This window comes from Mycobacterium sp., assembly GCF_032162605.1.
Taxonomy (GTDB): domain Bacteria; phylum Actinomycetota; class Actinomycetes; order Mycobacteriales; family Mycobacteriaceae; genus Mycobacterium.
Genome location: NZ_JAVROT010000490.1, coordinates 1 through 20,251, shown reverse-complemented (window position 1 = coordinate 20,251; position 20,251 = coordinate 1). Strand labels below are relative to the sequence as shown.

At 63.9% G+C, this 20,251-nt stretch carries 21 protein-coding genes and 2 pseudogenes; 13 read left to right on the top strand and 10 right to left on the bottom strand.

Annotated elements, in window-relative coordinates; all coding sequences use genetic code 11:
* The 3 genes and pseudogenes from QOI01_RS27170 to QOI01_RS27160 all read left to right on the top strand — a co-directional run.
* Positions 1-137: pseudogene (locus tag QOI01_RS27170) on the top strand (carboxypeptidase); the annotation flags it as partial.
* Positions 138-404: 267 nt separating this feature from the next.
* Positions 405-686, top strand: a complete 282-nt coding sequence (locus QOI01_RS27165) for an ANTAR domain-containing protein (RefSeq protein WP_526386262.1) — start codon at positions 405-407, stop codon at positions 684-686.
* 150 nt (positions 687-836) lie between these two features.
* Positions 837-1,121 (top strand): hypothetical protein, encoded by a 285-nt coding sequence (locus QOI01_RS27160; protein WP_526386261.1) that lies wholly within the window; start codon positions 837-839, stop codon positions 1,119-1,121.
* A gap of 122 nt (positions 1,122-1,243) precedes the next feature.
* On the opposite strand, the gene QOI01_RS27155 is transcribed toward QOI01_RS27160, so the two are convergent.
* From QOI01_RS27155 to QOI01_RS27140, 4 genes are all read right to left on the bottom strand, one after another.
* The gene (locus QOI01_RS27155) at positions 1,244-2,044 is read right to left on the bottom strand and encodes a DUF1206 domain-containing protein (protein WP_526386260.1); all 801 of its coding nucleotides are present in this window, start codon (positions 2,042-2,044) and stop codon (positions 1,244-1,246) included.
* Between the two features lie 114 nt (positions 2,045-2,158).
* A complete protein-coding gene (locus QOI01_RS27150) occupies positions 2,159-2,569 on the bottom strand; it encodes a hypothetical protein (RefSeq protein ID WP_526386259.1) in 411 nt (136 codons plus the stop codon).
* A gap of 105 nt (positions 2,570-2,674) precedes the next feature.
* Positions 2,675-2,854, bottom strand: a complete 180-nt coding sequence (locus QOI01_RS27145) for a DUF6131 family protein (protein WP_526386258.1) — start codon at positions 2,852-2,854, stop codon at positions 2,675-2,677.
* A 52-nt stretch (positions 2,855-2,906) separates the two neighbouring features.
* Positions 2,907-3,080: a CsbD family protein gene (locus QOI01_RS27140; protein WP_526386257.1), complete on the bottom strand. Its 174-nt coding sequence runs from the start codon at positions 3,078-3,080 to the stop codon at positions 2,907-2,909.
* 116 nt (positions 3,081-3,196) lie between these two features.
* Here QOI01_RS27140 and QOI01_RS27135 point away from each other — a divergent pair, with 116 nt between their 5' ends.
* From QOI01_RS27135 to QOI01_RS27120, 4 genes are all read left to right on the top strand, one after another.
* On the top strand, positions 3,197-3,376 hold the full coding sequence (locus QOI01_RS27135; RefSeq protein ID WP_526386256.1) for a hypothetical protein: 180 nt from the start codon (positions 3,197-3,199) through the stop codon (positions 3,374-3,376).
* A 122-nt stretch (positions 3,377-3,498) separates the two neighbouring features.
* Positions 3,499-4,287: a TetR/AcrR family transcriptional regulator gene (locus QOI01_RS27130; RefSeq protein WP_526386255.1), complete on the top strand. Its 789-nt coding sequence runs from the start codon at positions 3,499-3,501 to the stop codon at positions 4,285-4,287.
* A 456-nt stretch (positions 4,288-4,743) separates the two neighbouring features.
* Positions 4,744-5,934, top strand: a complete 1,191-nt coding sequence (locus tag QOI01_RS27125) for an SGNH/GDSL hydrolase family protein (RefSeq protein ID WP_526386254.1) — start codon at positions 4,744-4,746, stop codon at positions 5,932-5,934.
* A gap of 363 nt (positions 5,935-6,297) precedes the next feature.
* A complete protein-coding gene (locus QOI01_RS27120) occupies positions 6,298-7,170 on the top strand; it encodes a lysophospholipid acyltransferase family protein (RefSeq protein ID WP_526386253.1) in 873 nt (290 codons plus the stop codon).
* A 158-nt stretch (positions 7,171-7,328) separates the two neighbouring features.
* Here the strand turns inward: QOI01_RS27120 and QOI01_RS27115 are convergent, their stop codons facing one another.
* Entirely contained in the window at positions 7,329-7,823 is a 495-nt protein-coding gene (locus QOI01_RS27115; protein WP_526386252.1) for a MarR family winged helix-turn-helix transcriptional regulator, read from the bottom strand.
* 416 nt (positions 7,824-8,239) lie between these two features.
* Here QOI01_RS27115 and QOI01_RS27110 point away from each other — a divergent pair, with 416 nt between their 5' ends.
* Entirely contained in the window at positions 8,240-9,202 is a 963-nt protein-coding gene (locus QOI01_RS27110; protein ID WP_526386251.1) for a nitrilase-related carbon-nitrogen hydrolase, read from the top strand.
* A 67-nt stretch (positions 9,203-9,269) separates the two neighbouring features.
* Positions 9,270-9,803, top strand: a complete 534-nt coding sequence (locus QOI01_RS27105; protein WP_526386250.1) for a hypothetical protein — start codon at positions 9,270-9,272, stop codon at positions 9,801-9,803.
* Here the strand turns inward: QOI01_RS27105 and QOI01_RS27100 are convergent.
* Complete coding sequence (locus QOI01_RS27100; RefSeq protein ID WP_526386249.1) at positions 9,685-10,068, bottom strand: TetR/AcrR family transcriptional regulator; 384 nt, start codon at positions 10,066-10,068, stop codon at positions 9,685-9,687. The two genes, QOI01_RS27105 and QOI01_RS27100, sit on opposite strands and share 119 nt — an antisense overlap.
* A 182-nt stretch (positions 10,069-10,250) precedes the next feature.
* Here QOI01_RS27100 and QOI01_RS27095 point away from each other — a divergent pair, with 182 nt between their 5' ends.
* On the top strand, positions 10,251-11,147 hold the full coding sequence (locus QOI01_RS27095; RefSeq protein ID WP_526386248.1) for a 2-hydroxyacid dehydrogenase: 897 nt from the start codon (positions 10,251-10,253) through the stop codon (positions 11,145-11,147).
* Between the two features lie 73 nt (positions 11,148-11,220).
* On the opposite strand, the gene QOI01_RS27090 is transcribed toward QOI01_RS27095, so the two are convergent.
* The gene (locus QOI01_RS27090) at positions 11,221-12,309 is read right to left on the bottom strand and encodes a 3-deoxy-7-phosphoheptulonate synthase (RefSeq protein WP_526386247.1); all 1,089 of its coding nucleotides are present in this window, start codon (positions 12,307-12,309) and stop codon (positions 11,221-11,223) included.
* 268 nt (positions 12,310-12,577) lie between these two features.
* Positions 12,578-13,900: a PrpF domain-containing protein gene (locus QOI01_RS27085; RefSeq protein ID WP_526386246.1), complete on the bottom strand. Its 1,323-nt coding sequence runs from the start codon at positions 13,898-13,900 to the stop codon at positions 12,578-12,580.
* 171 nt (positions 13,901-14,071) lie between these two features.
* On the opposite strand from QOI01_RS27085, the gene QOI01_RS27080 reads away from it, so the two are divergent.
* Both QOI01_RS27080 and QOI01_RS27075 read left to right on the top strand, forming a co-directional pair.
* Entirely contained in the window at positions 14,072-14,503 is a 432-nt protein-coding gene (locus tag QOI01_RS27080) for an MmpS family transport accessory protein (RefSeq protein ID WP_526386245.1), read from the top strand.
* Positions 14,500-17,424, top strand: a complete 2,925-nt coding sequence (locus QOI01_RS27075) for an MMPL/RND family transporter (RefSeq protein ID WP_526386244.1) — start codon at positions 14,500-14,502, stop codon at positions 17,422-17,424. Before QOI01_RS27080 ends, QOI01_RS27075 begins: the two co-directional genes overlap by 4 nt.
* On the opposite strand, the gene QOI01_RS27070 is transcribed toward QOI01_RS27075, so the two are convergent.
* Positions 17,425-17,895, bottom strand: coding sequence for a hypothetical protein (locus QOI01_RS27070; RefSeq protein WP_526386243.1), 471 nt, complete (start codon positions 17,893-17,895; stop codon positions 17,425-17,427). It abuts the gene before it with no gap.
* 246 nt (positions 17,896-18,141) lie between these two features.
* Here QOI01_RS27070 and QOI01_RS27065 point away from each other — a divergent pair.
* Positions 18,142-18,984 (top strand): annotated as a pseudogene (locus tag QOI01_RS27065) (magnesium and cobalt transport protein CorA); the annotation flags it as partial.
* An 86-nt stretch (positions 18,985-19,070) separates the two neighbouring features.
* Here the strand turns inward: QOI01_RS27065 and QOI01_RS27060 are convergent.
* Positions 19,071-19,325, bottom strand: coding sequence for a hypothetical protein (locus QOI01_RS27060; protein WP_526386242.1), 255 nt, complete (start codon positions 19,323-19,325; stop codon positions 19,071-19,073).
* Positions 19,326-20,251 lie beyond the last annotated feature (926 nt).

Sequence of the window (20,251 nt, the reverse complement as noted above, 5' to 3'; positions counted from 1 at the left end):
GCGCCGACCAGTGGCTCATCGCCAACGGTTCCCGTTTCGGGCTGTGCCAGATTTACGCGAACGAGCTGTGGCACTTCGAATTGGCAACGGATCCGCTGGGGAATTGCCCCCCACTTGTTCCGAACGCTGCAAGCTAATCGGTCACCGGGCAGCTCACGTCGAGATTGTCGAGCAGACGGCCGTCATCGCGCGTGCGGCTTGCGTTGCCGCGCAATGGATACCAATATCGCAGTGCTAATAGGGCCTCCGGGTGAGCAGGTAGTGAATGGTGCACGCCGAAAAAAGACCACCACCTCCGGGGTAGCCAGACAAGACGGCACAGCTGCGACACCGCGACGACAGCCGGCGTTCACCTGCGCCGGATATACACGTCGAGGGCACCTGCTGACTGAAGGACGGAACCGATGACCGAACGGGGCCGGCGCGGAGATTCTGCGTCGCGGCGCGTAATCGATCTCGCGATCGGAATATTGATGGGACTTCGCGAGTGCTCGGAGCAGGAAGCGTTCGAAGATCTCGTCAATGCCGTGCACGAGACCGGCATCGGTCCGGCCGGTTTGGCCGCTGCGCTGGTGCACCTGGTCGAAGGCGCCGGTGACGACATCCCACACCGGTCCGACGCGGATCACTTGTGGGGCTACTTGCTCGGCCGCCGGGTGACCTCGGCGGCCGGCACGACCGATTGACACGCAGAGGAAGTGCCGAAGGTCGTCGAGCCGGCGGCCGCAAGTTTCGGAGCGCCGACAACATGTTTGGGAGTGGGCGCTTTGGTGAACAGTTGACAAAGTCACGGCCTGAAGTTGTTGGGACACTTCGTAGTCGGGATGATGTTGGGTATGAGCGGATTCGTGTCGGTATACATCGACTGGGCGGCGAACGAAGACGATGTGCGGGCCGCCATAGGTGTGCTGCCGAAGCCGGCTGGAGTGTCGAGTGTCGACGTTGCCGCGACGTCGGACACTCTTGGATACCGAACGGCCGTGGACCTGACCGGGTCGTTCGACGAAAACACTGAGGGTCGCCACATTGCGCGCCTGTACGCCACGCAACTTACTGCGGCGCTCGGATTGCCCGCGTTCGCGCTGTCCGATCTGATCCTGGCCGCGCATACCGACTGGTAGCGCCGACTAAGGCCGCCGAAGCGCTAGCGACGACGGCACCTGACACGGCAGCGACCTACGGTCAGCGATGGCGATGTCGTCGCAGCTTCGCAGGCTGAGCACACAGAGATGCCAAGTGCGAGCTACATCTTGGTGTACCGAGCCATGGCGAAGCTATAGAGACCGTAAACGACGATTCCCAGGCCGGCGACGATCAGAAGTATTGCCCCGAAGGGTTGGGCGCCCAGTGTCTTCAGCGCCCCGTCGAGTCCGGTTGCTTTGTCGGGCTCGGAAAGGGCTGCCGCGACGATCACGAGTGCCCCGGCGGCTGCGATGACGAGACCTTTCGCGATATAGCCGATGAAGCCGAGTCGTCGCACCAAATCGCTGGGCGAGCCTTTGAGGTCATCGAGGAAGGTGCGGTTAGCGCCCTTGTAGACGTGGTATCCACCGACGGCGACGATGATGACGCCGGCGACGATGAGTAGGCCGGTGCCGGTGCCGGTGTGCATGAGCCGAGCGCTGAGTCCGGAATTCTGGCCGCCGGTGGATTTCCCTGCGCCGCGGGCGAATCCGAGAGTGGAGTAGGCGAATCCCAGATAGACGACGGCCAGCGCGAAGGCCTTTGCCCGATCCAGGATTTCAGGCGCGGCGCCCTGGCGTTTCGGATCGGTGGAACGTCCGAGCGCTGTTTCAGCAAGCCGCCACAATGCCATGACCAGGAGCGCGATCGTAGCCGCCCACAGCGCGATGATCCCGCCAGGTTTGGCCGACAACGCCGCTAACGCTCCAGATTGATCGGCGCTCCCGCCCCCGGTACCCAGCGCAATGCGGATCGCGAGATAGCCGATGATGACGTGGAGCAGACCGCTGACGACATACCCAGCTCGGGCGCCGTGCTCGAAGACGCTGTTCTGGGCGAAGGCTGCAGCAGTGGTCGTCATATCACGCCCGGTTTGACTGTTGCGGCAGTTTAACTTTGACGGTCGTGGTGAGGCATGCCGCTAGGCGCATCGCGTCCGGGGCTGGGGGCGCCTTGATGGTGAGTTGCGCCGGGTTCATCGAGAGCCGGTCGTGGGTTGTGGCTCATCGTGAGCGGCCTGTGTGTCGGGTGCTGAGGATGCCGGGTCCAGGGCGTCGGCGCGGTCGAACTGTTCGTTGAGGTCCTCGCGGGACGTGACGGCCTCGCTGCGGTGACCGGCGGCCTGCTGTTGCAGCCCCTTGGCTTGGGCTGTCTTGACGTCGGCCTCGGCCTGAGCGGCGCGGGCCTTGGCGGCAGTCTCGTCGGCGAGCGCTTCGCGCTGCTTGACGTGCCGGTCTTCTACTCGCGCCTGGTCGCGGATGGTTTCAGCTTCGTCATGGTGGTGCTGGCTGCGCCTCTTTCGGACGATCCAAGCGAGAGCGGCGAGAAGCAACAGAGCAGCGAGCACGAGGCAGACGATCAGGACGGTGGTACTGGTGGTGGTCATGTTCATTCCTTGAGTTGGCGGCGGGACGGTACCACCGTCGCTGCGCGATGAACCTGTTGCCGCGCAGCGTAAGTCGACGTATCAGTGGTGTGAATGTGAACCGATCTAGTAGTAGTGGCGGCGGCCGCCGACGGCGTGTCCCATCCGTCCGACCACCATCAGAATCAGGCCGACCACGAGGAGGATGACCCCGATGACGAAGAGGATGTTCGCGAAGGCGAAGGTCGGGACGAGGCTGGGCAGGACGAGTCCCAGGACGATGAGGAGGATTCCAAGAACGATCACGACGTGTTCCTACTTTCGATGGGGTTGTGCAGAAGTACCTGGGAGGTTGGGGTCAGTGTTTGAAGGCGTCTTTGAGCTTGGCCCCTGACTGTTTGGCGTTGCCCTTGACCTGATCGAGTCGGCCCTCGGCGCGGAGGCGCGTATTGCCGATGGCGCGGCCGAAGAACTTCTTGGCGGCGCCCTTGGTCGCTTCGGCTTTGTGGGCGATCTTCTTACCGACACTCATGGTGGGTTCCTTCGTTCGTTGATTGCTAGTGAGGGATCGGGACGGGGGTGGGCACGGCGGCACGGGATTGGGGGCTAGTAGATCTGGTCGACGCGGGCCGTTGTTTGCCTCTCCGCATGGTCGAATCACTGCTCCGCGGTCGGGCGATGGTGGACTCTTCGGAGTACGCCGTGCTGGACGTGGTCTGGAGCGTCGGTCCGGCGTTTCTCAATACGCCCAGCATTCCGACGATCACTGCGGCTACCAGCACGATCACTCCGATGACGACGAGCATGCCGGTGCCTCTGATTCCGTAGAGACTCAGTACACACCCGGTTCATCCTGATGTCAACACCGTTGACCCATGGTGTTGACCTACGGTCATGACCTACGCTGTTGTGCTACGTGATGCGAGTGGGCCGGGAGGGAAATTTCACCCATGACACGACGGGCGGACGGCGCTGCTGACGCGCCCGCCGGCAATGGCCTCCTGCACATTGGGGCCGGGACCGGCGACGCTGCGATCTCGAGACCCCTGATCCTGCAAACCGCCTTGGCGATCCTTGACCGCGACGGTGAGAGCGGGCTGTCGATGCGCCGGCTCAGCGAAGCGCTCAACCGGGACCCGGCAGTGCTCTACCGGCACGTCCGAGACAAGGGCGCCGTACTCGACGGGGTCGCCGAGATCGTGCTGAGCCAGCTAGCCGTGGACAGCACCGACCCCGACTGGGTCGGCCAGCTGCGTCTGGTCGCCCACGACTTCCGCTGCCTCGCCCTAGCGCACCCCAACGTCGTGCCGCTGTTGGTCACCCGCCCTCTGTCCACTCCTCTGGGTCAACGACCGCCGGGAACGCTGCGGCCGCTCGAAGACGTCCTTACCCTGCTGACGTCAGCAGGGTTCACCGGAGTCGATGCCCTGCACGTCTACCGGGTGCTGTTCGGCTACCTGCACGGCCACATCCTCGACGAACTCCAAGAGATTGTCGAACGCCCCGAGGAAACCGACCATGTCCTGCGCCTGGGCCTACACCGATTACCGATCACCGAATTCCCTCGCCTACGTGCGCTGGCACCCGTGCTCGCCTCCTACGACGGCGCCGCCGAACTCGACCGCGGCCTGGACGTACTCCTCACCGGACTCACGACAACCCTGACCCACCCAGACGGATCACCCCGCACCGCCGTGGACGACACCACCCACATCGGCCTGTCGGCTGACACCGTGTGAGCACGCTGCTGTCAACGGCGCCGACCGCGATCCCTACCGGGTACGTCGCCTTCACCCGCATCACCGACGCCCAAGAGTGGGCCGGTCCCGTATAACGCGTGAGTTGGCGTGCATTCTCCATCGAGAGGAAAGTCCACGAGCGACAAGCGGATCCTGTCTTCTCGGCGGTTCGCTCACCTAGGGCTGGGTGCGCAGCTGCCGATGGCACACCCCCCGAGCGGTACGCTCCGCAGAGGTGGTGGACCGGCGTACTCGTCGCCGAGGCACCACACCGGGCCCAAAGACGGCGCAACCGGTGAACACGGCGACACCGGGCGGCGTTCGGGTGATTCAGATCCTCAGCGCATCAAATATCGTTGCAGTGCAAGCGTTTGCGATACCGACGCTCTCCCAGCGCCACCTGGGCCGATAAGCGTGATTTCAGGAGGAACTGCTTTCACTGAGCCGCCTGGTGCGATGAGGACCCACCCCATTGACGTCACCCTCCTTCGTGGACTGGCCGAACTGGAGCGAACCGAGCGGGGGTGGCTGCCCCACCGGCTCCCTGCCCGAGCACGCGCGCAATGTGGCGACCCCCAACTGGCGGCTGCGGAGGCGCAACCCTCCGGCGTTCGGTTGGTCTTTCGCACTCGGTCAACCGTGGTCGAGCTCGACACGTTCCGGACCCGCACGATACTGGTGGGCCTGCCGGAGCGCCCTGACGGCACGGTGGACCTGCTCGTCAACGGTCATCTCGCGCGTCAGGCAGAGACGACGGCCGGCGACGTCGTGCGGGTGGATCTCGCCACTGGCGGGAGTGAGATCCAGCGGGGCACCATGGGCACTGTCCGCTTCACCGGGCTGTCCGCCCATGAAAAAGACGTCGAGATCTGGTTGCCCCACTACGAACGCACGGAACTGGTGGCCCTGCGGACCAATGCGCCGATCATGCCCACACCCGAGGGCGGTCGCCCGGTCTGGCTGCACCACGGCAGCTCCATCAGCCAGGGTTCCAACGCAGCAAGCCCCAGCACCACCTGGCCTGCGCTGGCCGCGGCACGCGGTGGGGTGGAGTTGATCAACCTCGGCCTGGCTGGCAGTGCGATGCTCCACCCCTTCACCGCACGCACGATGCGCGACACCCCTGCCGACCTCGTCAGCGTGAAGATCGGCATCAACCTCGTCAACGCCGACGTGATGCGGCCGCGCGCCTTCGAACCCGCCGTGCACGGGTTCTTGGACACCGTCCGTGACGGCCACCCAGAGGTCCCGCTGCTAGTCGTGGGGCCGCTGTACTGCCCCATCCACGAGAACAATCCAGGACCCGGCAGTTTCGACGTTTACGCCCTCTCCAAGGGCCAGATTCGCTTCCGCGCCTCCGGCCACGCCACCGACACGACCCTGGGTAGGTTGACGCTCTCCATCATCCGCGACCAGCTCGTCGACATCGTGTCGGCGCGAATGGCCGATGACCCTCACCTGCATTACCTCGACGGTCACGACCTTTATGGCACGGACGACGTTGCCGAACACCCGCTCCCCGACAACCTGCACCCCGATGCCGCGACGCACCACATGATCGCTGAGCGGTTCGCCCGCCTGGCATTCTCGACACACGGACCGCTCGCCCCACCGCTGCCGCCGAGCGGGAACATCGGGTGGTCCTAGACTCCAGCATGATTGGGCCAACCATCCTGGCGCCGGTTCTCCCAATGAGCTTGCCACGTGCGTCGCATCTCCGAAGCCAAACCGCATCCCGCGTTGTTGCAGACAGTTGTTGTACGCCTTCGGCATTCGGGTCGCAGGTCACGCCGTGACGAAGAGATGATGCGTCGGGGTGCATCGGTCGGAGATCGGACGGGCGTAGTCGGCGTACATTGTTAGTTGTGCGAACTGAATCTCTCGCCGTCGCCCGGCGAGGAGCTACGCCGCGGATGGCGCATTATCCCGCAAGGGAGCTATTGACCGCCGACTCACTCGGTACGGTGAAGACACCCCGAGGGCAGTGCCGAAAGCGCGATGGAGGCGAGAATGATGGCGAATAGTCCTGTGCCCGAGTCGGATTCGCACAGTGTCAAGGTTTGGCGACAGCTGCTGGCCGGTGCGGCCGACAGGCTTTGGCCGGTCATGGACTTGTACAGGCCCTACGTCGACGGGTTGGAGAACCTGCCCGCCGATGGCCGGTTCCTGCTGGTGGGCAACCACACCCAGGCTGCGTTCAGCGAGATCGTCTTGATCCCGTACTTCGTCCGCACCGCGATCGGCACCCAGGTACGGCCGCTCGCTGATCGACAATTCAGTCAGATGCGTGGGCCGCAGGCCGCCCTCATCACGGCATATGGCGCCGTGGTCGGCTCGCCCGAGAACGCAAGCGAACTGATGCGCAACAACCAGACCATCCTCGTATTCCCCGGCGGCGGGCCCGAGATGCCCAAGTTCAAGGGTGAGGAGTACACGCTGCGCTGGAACAATCGATATGGCTTCGCCCGGTTGGCCATCGAGCACGGCTATCCGATCGTCGCCGCCGGGCTGGTCGGCGGCGACGACGTCTACACCAGCATCACCACCCGCGACAGCCGCCTGGGCCAATTCAGCGGATGGCTCGGCGAGCGCCTCAGCGGCCGACCCGACATGGCCATCCCTCTGACCAGAGGTATCGGCCCAACCCTGATTCCGCGCCCGCAGCGCATGTACCTTCGCTTCAGCGCGCCCATCGACACCAACAAGCCCGACCAGATCTCCGCGAAGAACTGGGTGTCGACCATCAAGGAAAGCGCACAGGCAGAGCTGGAAGCCACGCTGTCCGGCCTGCAGCGGGTTCGCGACAACGATCCCTACCGGGGACTCAATCCCATGGCATGGCGCTCGGCCGTCATGCCGAGTGGTGCGCATAGCACCGTCTAGCGTGTCCGAATCGCCAGATCGCCCTCTCGCCCGCCTGCTTCGGGTGAGATGTTCCTAGGCCACATCGAAGGTGCGTGCGGTGGTCTGTTGAACACGGCGCTGATCGTCATTCGACTCACCGACTCACGGAGCGCCTTGCGGCTGCCCTTTGCGCGGCGTCATCGATCCAGCTCCGAGTCGAGCGCACCGGCCGCCAATGCGGCGGCGTTGACTCGGCTGAGCACCGCATGCAAATCCTCGAGCTCGGCGAGTTCGACGCCGAGCCGCTCAACGACCGCCGGAGGAACCTTCAGCGCCTGCCGACGTAGATTGCGGCCGTCCGGGCTCAGCTCGATGTGAGTGGTGCGCTCGTCGGCCGCGCTGCGCGACCGAGTGATCAGGCCCTGCGCCTGCAGGCGTTTGAGCATCGGCGAGAGGGTGGCCGAATCCATCTGCAGCAATGCGGCGATGTCCTTGACCGACAGCGGCTCGCCCTTGGCCTTCGCGTTGTCCCACAACGCCAGCATCACCAGGTACTGCGGATGGGTGAGCCCGAGCGGCTCCAGCAACGGCCGGTAGACCGCCAGCACTGCGCGGTTGGTGATGGCCAGCGCGAAGCACACCTGGCGCTCCAGCGAGAGCGGATCGATGTCGGTATCGACTCCTCTGGCCATGGCGCCATCATACGCCATTGATTAGGCTACTAATAACTAGTACACTATCTATTAGTAGTCGATTCATTAAGGATCCGCGACAATCCGTCACCTCGCGGCGCCGGGTTGGGGGCCTGGTGCTCGGCGCTCGCCGGACGATTCGACTCGAGTGAACCATGGCAATCTCTGAAACATATTACAACAGAACCTATTTGAACTCTAGAGGTCAACGAACCCCTCAGAAGGAGGGAATATCATGACAGCGACGAAGGCGACGGGTCCCCTCGCGGTTCTTGAATCCGGCTTCAGAGTCATCCTGGGAAAGCAGACCGATTTCACCTGCGCGACGACAAGTTGCAACGGGACGGGGAATGGCCGCTTGACGATCGTCGCTGGGCGCCGATCAGCAAGACATTCAACTGGAAGAGAATATCGAGATGACAATCGTCAAGGCCGCAGCCGTTCAGATCAGCCCGGTGCTCTACAGCCGAGAGGGAACGGTGCAAAAGGTTGTCGAGAAGATCATTGCACTTGGCCGCCAAGGTGTGCAGTTCGCGACCTTCCCCGGGGCGATCGTGCCGTACTACCCGTACTTCTCCACCTTGCAGCGGCCCATAGAACTGGCCGACCAACAACTGCTTCTGCTCGACCAGGCGGTGACGATTCCCTCGGAGACGACCCATGCCATCGGGGATGCCAGCGCTCAGGCGGGAGTCGTCGTGTCCATCGGAGTCAACGAACGGGACGACGGGACCATCTACAACACGCAACTGCTGTTCGACGCCGACGGCACCTTGATCCAGCGTCGCCGCAAGACAACGCCGACGTTCGCCGAGCGCATGATCTGGGGGCAGGGTGACGGCTCCGGTCTTCGGGCCGTAGACAGTGCTGTCGGGCGCATCGGCCAGCTGACATGCTGGGAGCACTACAACCCGCTCGCGCGGTACGTGATGATGGCCGACGGAGAACAGATCCACTCGGCCATGTGGCCCGGCTCGTTCGCCGGCGACCTGTTTGCGCAGCAGATAGAGGTCAGTGTCCGCAATCACGCGTTGGAATCGGGTTGCTTCGTTGTCAACGCGACGGGTGAGCTCGATGCAGACCAACAAGCACAGATCGGGAAGGACACAAGCGCCCCAGTCGATTTCATCTCTGGGGGCTGTTTCACCGCGATCGTCTCACCGCAGGGCGAGCTCATCGGCGAGCCATTGCGCTCGGGTGAAGGCGAGGTCATCGCCGACCTCGACTTCTCGGTGATTGACCGACGTAAGGCCAAGATGGACTCCCGCGGGCACTACAGCCGCCCCGAGCTGCTCACTTTGTTGGTCGATCACACACCGGCAGCTCATATGCGGGAACGGGTGACAACTGCAACGGTTCCCAGCCGAACCGAATGGTGACGACAGCGAGTCTGCGGCACCCCCAACAGCGACATGTACGAAACGATCACCAGCGAGAGGACCTGCCATGTATGACATCATCACCGAAGCCCGCATCGCACGCGCGCTGAAATCGGGCCCACCGGGAATCCGTGACGGCGCGAAAGTCATCGACATGGACGCCGACCGGAACATAACGGTGCTCCGCGAGGGCACCAACGGTTGGACGTGCATGCCTGGCGTCGAGACAGCACGAGCCGACATGTGCGCCGATGAGATGGGCATGCAATGGATCATGGACGCCTGGGCTGGAAACCCTCGGCCCACCAACACATCACCGGGACTGATCTACATGCTCAACGGTGCCGTGCAGCACAGCTACACCGACCCGTCCGACCACACCAGCGCGCTGATTCCCATCGGTCCGCACTGGATGCTCATCTGGCCGTTCACCGCCGAGCACACCGGACTATCCACCGTCATGCGCGACGCAGGCACGATGATCATGTACGCCGGTACGCCGTACGCACATCTGCACATCTGCGGGGACCCCTGGGAGGGCAATGAGTATCACCCCGACTCCGAGGCGGTCTGGACCATGACCTACCGCCGCCCACGATGACGTCGACCCGCTTGACGCAGCCGGCGAGAGTTTTGCCAGTTTCGCGGCAAGATGTTGTCGCCGTTACCCGATCATGCGCAAGATGACGCCGAGTAAGCGCTGTAGCTGTACTCCTGCACATATGGAGGATCAACAGCGCCGCTCGCCCGACCGCATCCGGGCCATCCAGGGCGGCGGCCAAGTCCCTTTGATAGTGACGTTCAAGGCTGTCACGCATGATGTCGGTCGCCGTTTCATTCGAGGCCGACCGCAGCGTAAGGAGCAATGCCTGGAACTGACGGCCGCTGCCATCGAATCGCTCTCACCCGCCGTTCCCCTGCCGAAACCCCAGAGCCTCACCAGGAGCGTACTCACGTGACGATGTCATCAATCCCGCCTCGGCCCGTGACCGGATTGATCTACTTACCACGACTTCTCACCGATCGTGCGATGGCTCACCTGCACTCCTTGGGAGCTCCACTCCGGATCGGATCGGAAGAGCCGCCGGACCGCACCGAGCTCGAAGCGGGCATCGCAGGTGCCAGTGCGGCCGTGATCACGCTGACCGAGCGTGTCGACGCCGATCTTCTTGCCGCCGCGGGACCCCAACTCAAGGTCATCGCCAACGTGGCGGTCGGGTTCGACAACATCGACATGTCCGCCGCCGACGCCGCAGGTGTGATCGTGACCAACACCCCCGGCGTCCTCGACCGCGCCTCCGCGGACCACACCTTTGCGTTGATCCTCGATGCCGCGCGCCGAATCACCGAGGGCGACCGGCTGATTCGTGAAAGGCAGCCCTGGGTCTGGGGACCGCGGATGCTGGTCGGCCTCGACATCAGCGCAGGCGCTACGCTCGGCATCCTGGGATACGGCAGAATTGGTCAGGCTGTGGCGCGCCGGGCGCGAGCCTTCGACATGAGGGTCATCGCCTCAGCGCGCAGTCGAACCCCCGGTAGCGTCGAGAGCGGAGTCACCTTCGTCGACACCGCCACGCTCCTGGCCGACAGTGACGTCGTCACCGTCCACACCCCCCTCACCGCCGAGACACGCCACTTGATCGACGCCGCCGCACTACGACTGATGAAGCCGACCGCGTATCTGATCAACACCGCTCGCGGTGGCGTCGTCGACGAAAACGCGTTGATCGCGGCGCTGCACAGCGGCGAAATCCGTGGTGCCGCCTTGGACGTGTTCGAAGGTGAGCCGAACGTCAACCCGGCATTACTCGATGCACCCGGTCTCGTGCTCACCCCACATACCGCCAGCGCCGGAGAAGCGACACGCGACACCATGGGCATCCTCGCAGTGGACAACGCTGCGGCCGTGCTGGCTGGCGGGCCTCCCTTGACGCCGGTCAGGTGAAGGCGCCTACCGCCATTGCCGTGACTTGATGCGCGCACTGCTCGGCTACGAGCTATCCAGACCGTCTGCGCGGTCAGGACTGCGTCACGCGTTCTCGGATCCAACGTTTGGCGTCGTGTAGTCGTGCGAGCACGTCGGCTGTCGTGGCGAAGTCCATGCACTTGTCGGTGACGGACTGGCCATAGACGAGTTCTCCTCCAAGAGACTGAGATCCGGCGACCAGGAAGCTCTCCAACATCAGTCCGCTGATGCCGCACTCTCCGGCGGCGATCCTGGCGGCGACCTCGTGGGCGACCTCGGCTTGGCGGAAGTGATCCTTTCCCGAGTTGGCGTGCGAACAGTCGATCATGACCCGCGCCGGCAGTCCCGCGGCGGCGAGGTCTGTGATCGCTTCGGCGACGGAGTCGGCGTCATGATTCGGGCCTCCCGAGCCTCCTCGCAGGATTACGTGGCAGTCGGGGTTGCCCGCGGTCTCGACGACGGCACCTCGACCGAGACCGTCGATCCCAAAGAAGACATGCTGCGCCGCAGCGGCTCTCACACCATCGATGGCAACCTGGACGTTGCCGTCCGTGCCGTTCTTGAACCCGACGGGCATCGACAGCCCCGAGGCCAGTTGGCGGTGTACCTGCGACTCGGTGGTTCGGGCGCCGATCGCACCCCAGGCGACGGTGTCGGCGATGTAGTGCGGACTGGTGGGTTCGAGGAACTCGCAGCCCACTGCCAGACCGAGCGCTCCGATGTCGAGCAGCAGTGCGCGCGCGGTGCGCAACCCACGTTCGACGTCGTAGCTGCCGTCCATGCCGGGGTCGTTGATCAGTCCCTTCCAACCGACGGTGGTGCGTGGCTTCTCGAAGTAGACCCGCATGACGATCTTGAGTCGATCGGCGTAGGCGTCAGCCAGAGGGGCCAGGCGACGCGCGTAGTCCAGTGCTGCGACCGGGTCGTGCACCGAACACGGCCCGACGATGATCAGGAGTCGGGCATCGCGCCCGGCGAGGATGTCGGCGATCTCGTCACGATGGCGTTGAACCGCACCGGCACCGGCACGGGTGAGAGGGAGTTCGGTACGGATCTGCTCGGGGGCCGGAACGGCGCGGAAGGAGACGATCCGCCTATCAGAGGTGCTCTCGACGTCAACGGCGCTGCTGGTAATGGTCACGATGTGTTCGGGCTTCCTGTGAGTGGTTTCTCAGGGCATGCCCGCGGCTTGTCCGGTGCCCTGAAATGACGAAAGCAGCGACCGAATGGTCACTGCTGGGCTCCGGGTGGCTTGTCGCGCGTTGGCCTTAGTGCGCCTTATCCATGGCTCCACCCGGAGCCGAGATAAAGCGCCAATAGCAGCGCGTGCCGATATCCACGACAGTGACCATACCCCTGCCCCCGCCGTCGCGCGACTGACGTGCTCCGCGGCTAGTCAGCCCCACTCATCACTCACCGCGGTCGCTCGGGCGAATCATGTTCTGGCGCACTGCGCGAAGCCACGCCGAGACCAACAGACTCCCACCGCTGGCGGCGAACACGAGTCCCGCACCCCCCACCACGGACAGTCCGGCCACTCCGAGCGGTATGCCCGTCTGCCCGGCGCGATTGCCGACGAGTCGAAGTGAAGCCGCCATCCCTCGGTCCCGTCGCGGCGTGACGAGTGTCACCCACGACATCGTCAGCGGCTGCACCGTGCCGGCGGCCATGCCGTAGGCGGCCATGCATCCGCACAGCACCAGCAGGGTAAGAGCGAGGCGACCGTGTCCGCGCGTCACAGGGTCATGACCGCGGAAACACATAGCCGTCGAACAGCTTTCGAGCGGTTCGCACGATCGCGGTGCGGCACACGTCGGGGCCGTCGAGCTCCACCTCGACCTCGAGGGCTCCCGACGGATGTTCGATCTGCATCCGCGACCCGCCGGGTAACACCGCGACGTCGGAGGCGACGCTGCCGGGCAGCGCCGCTGCCGCCGCGAGCTGGCGGCGCCCAGGACGCCGATCGACGCGTGCACGCGATGCGGAATGAACGTCTGCGTCGAGAGGACGCGCCCATTGCGGGGCGGCGACACGATGGTCATCTTGGGCACGGTCAGCGTCAGGACGTCGCCGAGGTTCATCCGCTTGCCTGCCTCCAACCGCACCGCTTCAACGAGGTCGCGCAGCGGCCCGTCGGATTCGAGCTCGACGGGCGTCTCGTCACCCCGCAGACCGAGATCGGTTCCGCGCATGACGACGGTCGGCATGCCGTTGTCCACGCACGTCACCGGGACTCCGGCGAATTCGTCGCGGACCGACCCGGTGGGCAGCAGGGCGCCGCAGCTCGAACCAGCGGTCTCGTCGAAGTCCAGCAAGATCGCCGCCGCCGTGCCGGGCACGCCGTCGATTCGGGTGTCCCCGGCGTACTCCACCGAGCCGTCGGGCGTCGGCACGTATGCGGTCGCCCGGCCGCCGGTGTTCGTCATCCGAATCTGCACGGCGGTGTGCCCGTCGTGCACCTGCACGACACCGCGCTCGATGGCGAACGGCCCGACGCCGGCGCGCAGATTGCCGCAGTTCTGTTTGTCGGTGACACTCGCCTGGTCCACACTGACCTGCAGGAAGAGGTAGTCAACGCCGTCGTCGTTGGGGCTGACGACCGCCACCTTGCTGGTCAGCGGGTCGCCGTCGATCTGTCGGGAGTCCGGCGAGCCCATGATGCGCAGCAGGATCGACCGCTTGACCTTCGCCGGTCGGTCCGCATCCCCCCGAGCCGTGCATGACTTGGTCAACCACGTGATCATCCCGGGTCCCACCCGGCATAATGCCTGAGGTATTCGTTGTGGTGTCCGGTCCCGTATCGTACTGTCAACCTAGTTGATCTAAGGACCGTCGGTCGACTAGATCTCCTACCGTCCGCATGTCGCCGCTCGTCGAAAGGGTCACGGTTGCCGCGGTTTTCGATGGGAAGGCGGCTGAGCCGGCGCTGGATGTTGCTGGTCGCGGTCGTCGTCGTCGCGATCGCGGCCTTGGCGGTGTACCGCCTGAACGGCATCTTCGCCTCCCAGGACGTCACTTCTACCCCGGGCGGGGGGGCCAACGAGATCGTCCCATTCAACCCGAAGCACGTGGTCATGGAGGTCTTCGGTCCGCCGGGAACGACTGCCACCATCACCTACCTGGACGTCAACGCTCAACCGCAGAAAGTCGAGGGCGCCACGCTGCCGTGGGCCTATGACACCACCACCACGCAGCCCGCGGTGTTCGTCAACGTCCAGGCCCAGGGCGACGGCAACTCGCTCGGCTGCCGAATCAAGATCGACGACGTGGTTAAGGACGAGAGAACGGCCAACACCCTGAACGCCTACATCTACTGCCTGGACAAGTCGGGATGAGCACGAACACTCACCAAACCGAACGCCCGTCGTTGGCCGACCGGGTCGCGCCCGCGATCCGGTCGTTCTCGGCGCTGATCGTGCTGTTCTGGCTGGCCCTGGCAGTGGTCACCAACGTCTTCGTGCCCCAGTTGGAGACGGTCGCCGAAGCGCACAACGTATCGCTGAGCCCTCAGGATGCGCCGTCCCTGCAGGCCAGTAAACGCATCGGCAAGGTGTTCCAGCAGTACGACTCCGACAGCGCGGCGATGATCGTCTTGGAGGGCGATCATCCGCTCGGCGCCGACGCGCACCACTACTACGACGGCTTGGTGCAAAAGCTCTCCCAGGACACGAAGCACGTCCAGCACGTTCAGGATTTCTGGGGAGATCCGCTGACGGCGGCCGGCTCGCAGAGCAACGACGGCAAGGCGGCCTTGCTCCAGGTGAATCTTGCCGGTAACCAGGGCGAGTCGCTGTCCAACGAGTCCGTCGACTCCATCCGAAATATCGTCAACCAGTCGACGCCGCCGCCAGGCGTGAAGGCCTATGTCACCGGCGCCGCGCCCCTGGTCACCGATCAGTTCGAGGTGGGCAGGCAAGGCACCCTGACGACCACCCTGATCACCCTCGGGGTGATCGCGTTGATGCTGTTTTCCCTCTACCGCCGCCTGACCACGGTGTTTCTCGTGATCTTCACGGTGATGATCGAGTTGACCGCCTCCCGCGGCGTCGTCGCCGTGCTGGCGAACGCCGGCATCATCGAGCTGTCGACTTACTCGACCAATCTGCTGACGTTGCTGGTGATCGCGGCCGGAACGGATTACGCGATCTTCATCCTGGGCCGCTTCCACGAGGCGCGCCAGGTCGGGCAGGATCGGGTAACCGCCTTCGGGACGATGTACCGCGGCACCGCGCACATCATCTTGGGTTCGGGCCTGACGATTGCCGGCGCGGTGTTCTGCCTGACCTTCACGCGGCTTCCGTATTTCAACAGTCTGGGCATTCCCGCTGCGACTGGCGTTCTCGTCGCGGTGGTGGCCGCGCTGAGCCTCGCGCCGGCGTTGTTGAGCATCGGCCGCCATTTCGGTCTGTTCGAACCCGCCCGTCCGATGCGCACTCAGGGCTGGCGGCGCATCGGGACGGCCATCGTGCGCTGGCCGGTGCCGATCCTCATCACGACCATCGGCATCGCCCTCGTCGGGTTGCTGGCGCTGCCCGGTTACAAGACGAGCTACGACGCCCGCCCGTACATGCCTGCCACTGCTCCCGCCAATGTCGGCTACGCGGCGGCCGAGCGCCACTTCTCCCAGGCCCGGCTCAATCCCGAGTTGCTGATGATCGAGGCCGACCACGATCTGCGCGATCCCAGCGACATGATTCTGCTCGAGCGGGTCGCCAAGGCGGTCTTCCACACCGACGGAATTGCCCAGGTTCAGTCGATCACACGGCCGCTGGGCACTCCCCTGGATCACACGTCGATCCCGTTCCAGATCAGTGCTGGGAACTCGGGGCAGATCAACAACCTACCCTTTCAGCAGGCGCGCGCCGCCGATCTGCTCAAGCAGGTCGGCGTGATCAACAACGGCATCGACGTCCTGCGGCAGCAGTACGCGCTGCAACAACAGTCCGGTGAGATCACCGACGAGCAGGCCAAGGCGTTCGCGCAGACGGTCGCGACGGCTCAGGACCTTCGCGACAAGATCGCCAACTTCGACGACTTCTTCCGGCCACTGCGCAGCTATTTCTATTGGGAGCCACACTGTTTCGACATCCCGTCCTGCGCCGCGCTGCGGTCTATCTTCGACGCGCTCGACGGCATCGACGCGCTGACCGACCAACTGGGCAACGTCGCGGGGAGCATCGCCAAGTTGGACGAACTCCAGCCCAAGCTGCTCGCGCTGATCCCGCCACAGATCGCGAATCAGCAGACCAACCGCGATTTGACGATGACGAACTACGCCACCAACTCGGGGATCAACGACCAATCAGCGGCGGCACTGCAGAACTCCACCGCCCTTGGCCAGGCCTACGACGCGTCGAAGACCGATGATTCCTTCTATCTACCGCCGGAAGCGTTCACCAACCCCGAGTTCGCCCGCGGTCTGAAGTTGTTCCTCTCGCCGGACGGCAAGGCCGCGCAGATGATCATCACCCATGAGGGCGATCCCGCTACGCCAGAAGGCATTTCGCACATCGACACCATCAGGCACGCAGCGCAGGAGGCCGTCAAGGGCACGCCGTTGGCGGGATCCAAGATCTATCTCGCCGGTACAGCTGCCACCTACAAGGACATTCAGGACGGCGCCAAGTACGACCTGCTGATCGCGGGAATCGCCGCGCTGAGCCTGATTTTGCTCGTCATGATGTTCATCACGCGCAGCATCGTCGCCGCGCTCGTCATCGTGGGCACCGTGGCGCTGTCGCTTGGCGCCTCTTTCGGGCTCTCCGTGCTGATCTGGCAGGACCTCCTTGGCATCGACTTGTACTGGATCGTGCTGGCGCTGGCCGTCATCCTGCTGTTGGCCGTGGGGTCGGACTACAACCTGCTGCTGATCTCCCGGTTCAAGGAGGAGATCCATGCCGGCGTGAACACCGGCATCATCCGCGCGATGGCCGGGTCCGGCTCGGTGGTGACTGCCGCCGGCCTGGTATTCGCGGCCACCATGGCGTCCTTCGTGTTCGCCGATTTGCGGATTCTCGGTCAGATCGGGACGACGATCGCGCTCGGGTTGCTGTTCGACACGCTCATCGTGCGATCATTCATGACACCGTCCATCGCAGCGGTTCTCGGGCGCTGGTTCTGGTGGCCGCTGCGGGTGCGCCCCCGCCCCGCCAGCCAGATGCTTCAACCGTACGGATCGCGCCAAGCGGTGCGTCAACTGCTGCTGTGGGAGGACGGGGACCCGGCGGTAACGTCCGAATCGACGCCACGCAGTTAGTTAGACGGTGGCGAGCTCATCGGACGACTCGGGCTCCGTCACGGAGACCTCCCGCAGTCGCGACTTCAACCGTGCGACCCTGCGTAGCTGAGCAGCGATGTTCATGGAGGTCAACATGGGGATCCCTCCGACAAACGTCCGAAAGGAGGGATTGCCGCCATATTCGTGTAGTTCGAAGAGACAGCCGACCACGTAGAAGAATCCCATGCTGAAGAGGGTGGCGGGTATCGCGTACGCAAGCGGTGACCGAGCGTCGGAAACCAGCTCGGCCGCATAGTCGAATTCATCCTGCGACATCGGTTCGCGCTTGCGTAATTTCGCGAGAATCGCCTTGTGGGCGCCCACTTGTTCGCCCAACGCCGCGGGCTTTCGATCTTCCATCCGTCTCAGATACACGAATACGCATGCGGCGAACACCAATCCCATTACTCCAGCAAGTATCGTGAGGAAACCCCACAGGCCGAGATCCACCCTGCTGCTCCTTTACTCTCCCGTCGAACGTCGCACAATTCCTGAAGTACGAGAGCGGTCGGGGTCGGCTATCGAGAACCTGTACAAAACGCTACCCCAACCACGTGGTTCTCTTGATACCGGTCAAGCGGGTTCTCAGGCAACCTCGTGGTTGGGCCCCGATGTCTACAACGCTCGCACACGACTGCCCGCGACAGACGAACCCGCCAGCCAGAAACCCCGAGTCATGTTCCGGCCGCCCGGGCCGCGGAGGTCTTCGGGCTGCATCGGCTTGCCGCCGAAGATGCGGTGCACGCTCATCAACGGCCCACGGTGGAACGCTACGACGACACCGTGGATTTGGTCCTCAAGACCGTGAAGTACATTCCGCACGAATCGATTTCGAAGGCTCGCGACATCGTGGAACCGGCGAGATCATGATCTGCGTCGGCCCCGACTTCGTGATGACTGTGCGCCACGACGACTTCAGCCGGCTGACCGGAGTCCGCAAGGAGATGGACGCAGACCCTCATCATCTGCGGCTCGGCCCATTCGCTCTCGTGCTCGCCAACGCCGATCACGTCGTCGATGGCTACCGCGATGTCTCGGTGCGGGTGGAAACGGACATCGACTCCACGGAAGAGCAGATCTTGTCACCGCGCAGCACGACGGACATCGATCAGATCTACCTGCTCAAGCGCGAAATCCTGGAGTTGCGACGCGCGGTGAATCCGCTGTCTGATGCTCTGCACGAAATCGTCTCGGAAGACAAAGACCTGATCTGCAAAGAAGTGCTCCGCTATCTGCGCGACGTCATCGACCACCAGACCATGGCCGCCGAGCGGATCAATACTTGCGACGAGCTGCTGACGTCGCTGGTGACGGCCGCGTTGGGCCCGGACGAGCATGCAGCAGAACCTCGACCTGCGGAAGATTTCGGCCTGGGTCGCGATCGCTTCTATGCCCACCATGCGGGCCGCCATCTACGGCATGACCTTCGAGGGCATGCCGGCGATGCACTGGACGTGGGGCTACCCCGCGGCGCTTGGGGTGATGGCCACGGTCTGCGTGCTGCTCCACCGCACCTTCCGTCGCAACCACTGGCTGTGAACTCGGAGCCATCACGCAGTGACGTTGAAGACGCCCTTTACTCAGCCGATCGGGAAGTTTGACACTGCGGAACGGGCAGGCCCCTATCAGGTAGGGGGGCTCCCGGGATTGTGGTCGTCGGCTTTGATGTGCGTATGCGTGAGCTTGTTCTTGGCGGCGCCGATGCCCCTGACTGCCTCGATCAGCAAACCTATGATGTCGGCGACAACTAGCTTGTCGTATCCCTCCACCAGCCCGTAGCTGTGCAATTGCCACCGGGATTTGTGGCCCTCGAGGCGAGGCCACAGCTCGTTGATGAGGGGTGCGAAATCGTTGACGGGCGTGTCTAATTCGGTGCGCAACCGGCGTAGTCCTGTGGTTTGGCGGGCGTATCCGATGCGCCGGATGATTCGGTCATGTGTAACGTGCGCGGCTATGTGTCGGAGCGGCGCACGTCGTGCGCGACGGCGAGTCCTTCGCTGTCTTGCTCCCCCGGGGCCCAGGACATCGTGGCGGTATTCACACGGATCGCGGCCATCCCACTGCCAGCCTGACCACCACATCCCCACCACCCAGGAACCGGAGAACCGCAGCCCGGCAGCGCCAGCCGGCCAGCCGCCGTACACGCAAAACGAAATCCGCCCGACTCACCCAAAGCGGACGTCATCAGCACCACCATGAATGACCGGGGCTAGTGCAGTCGGCGGCAGGCGCGTAGCGCTCAGCTTCGTGGGCTACATGGGCACGGCGAACTGGTCGAAACTGGACACGCTGCGAACGTAATGCCAGCCGAGACCGCGTCTAACCAGCGGTCATCCACGGAGCATACGTGAACGCCGCGCTGCCATTTGCATACGAGCCAGCTGAGGCGATGTCACCCATGCTTGTGTCGCTTTTGTCGAGGGCATCCGCGCAGGATGCCGAACCCGCAGAGCCGTTCGTGAAGGGTTTATGTGACGACGCGCTCGGCACCGCGCCCCCGCACACAGGCTCTGCCGCAGCTAAACCCGCGAAGCCAATAGCACTAACCGTCAAACCTCCGGCAATAAGTAGCACGTTCGCGAACGAAACGATTTTGACCATGGCCTATGCCTCCTAGTAGACAACTCAGAGTGCATATTTACCATGGAGCAATCAAGATCACACTCTGATGGCAACCCCTTAGCCCGGATCATTCACTGCTGAGAGGTGTTGACCGCGTGTAGATGCACGGAAGTGCCTGTCCAGCAAGGGAATCTTGGACTTGCGACGGTTCAAGATCTCTTGTCTGGAAGGCACTCCGTAGGTG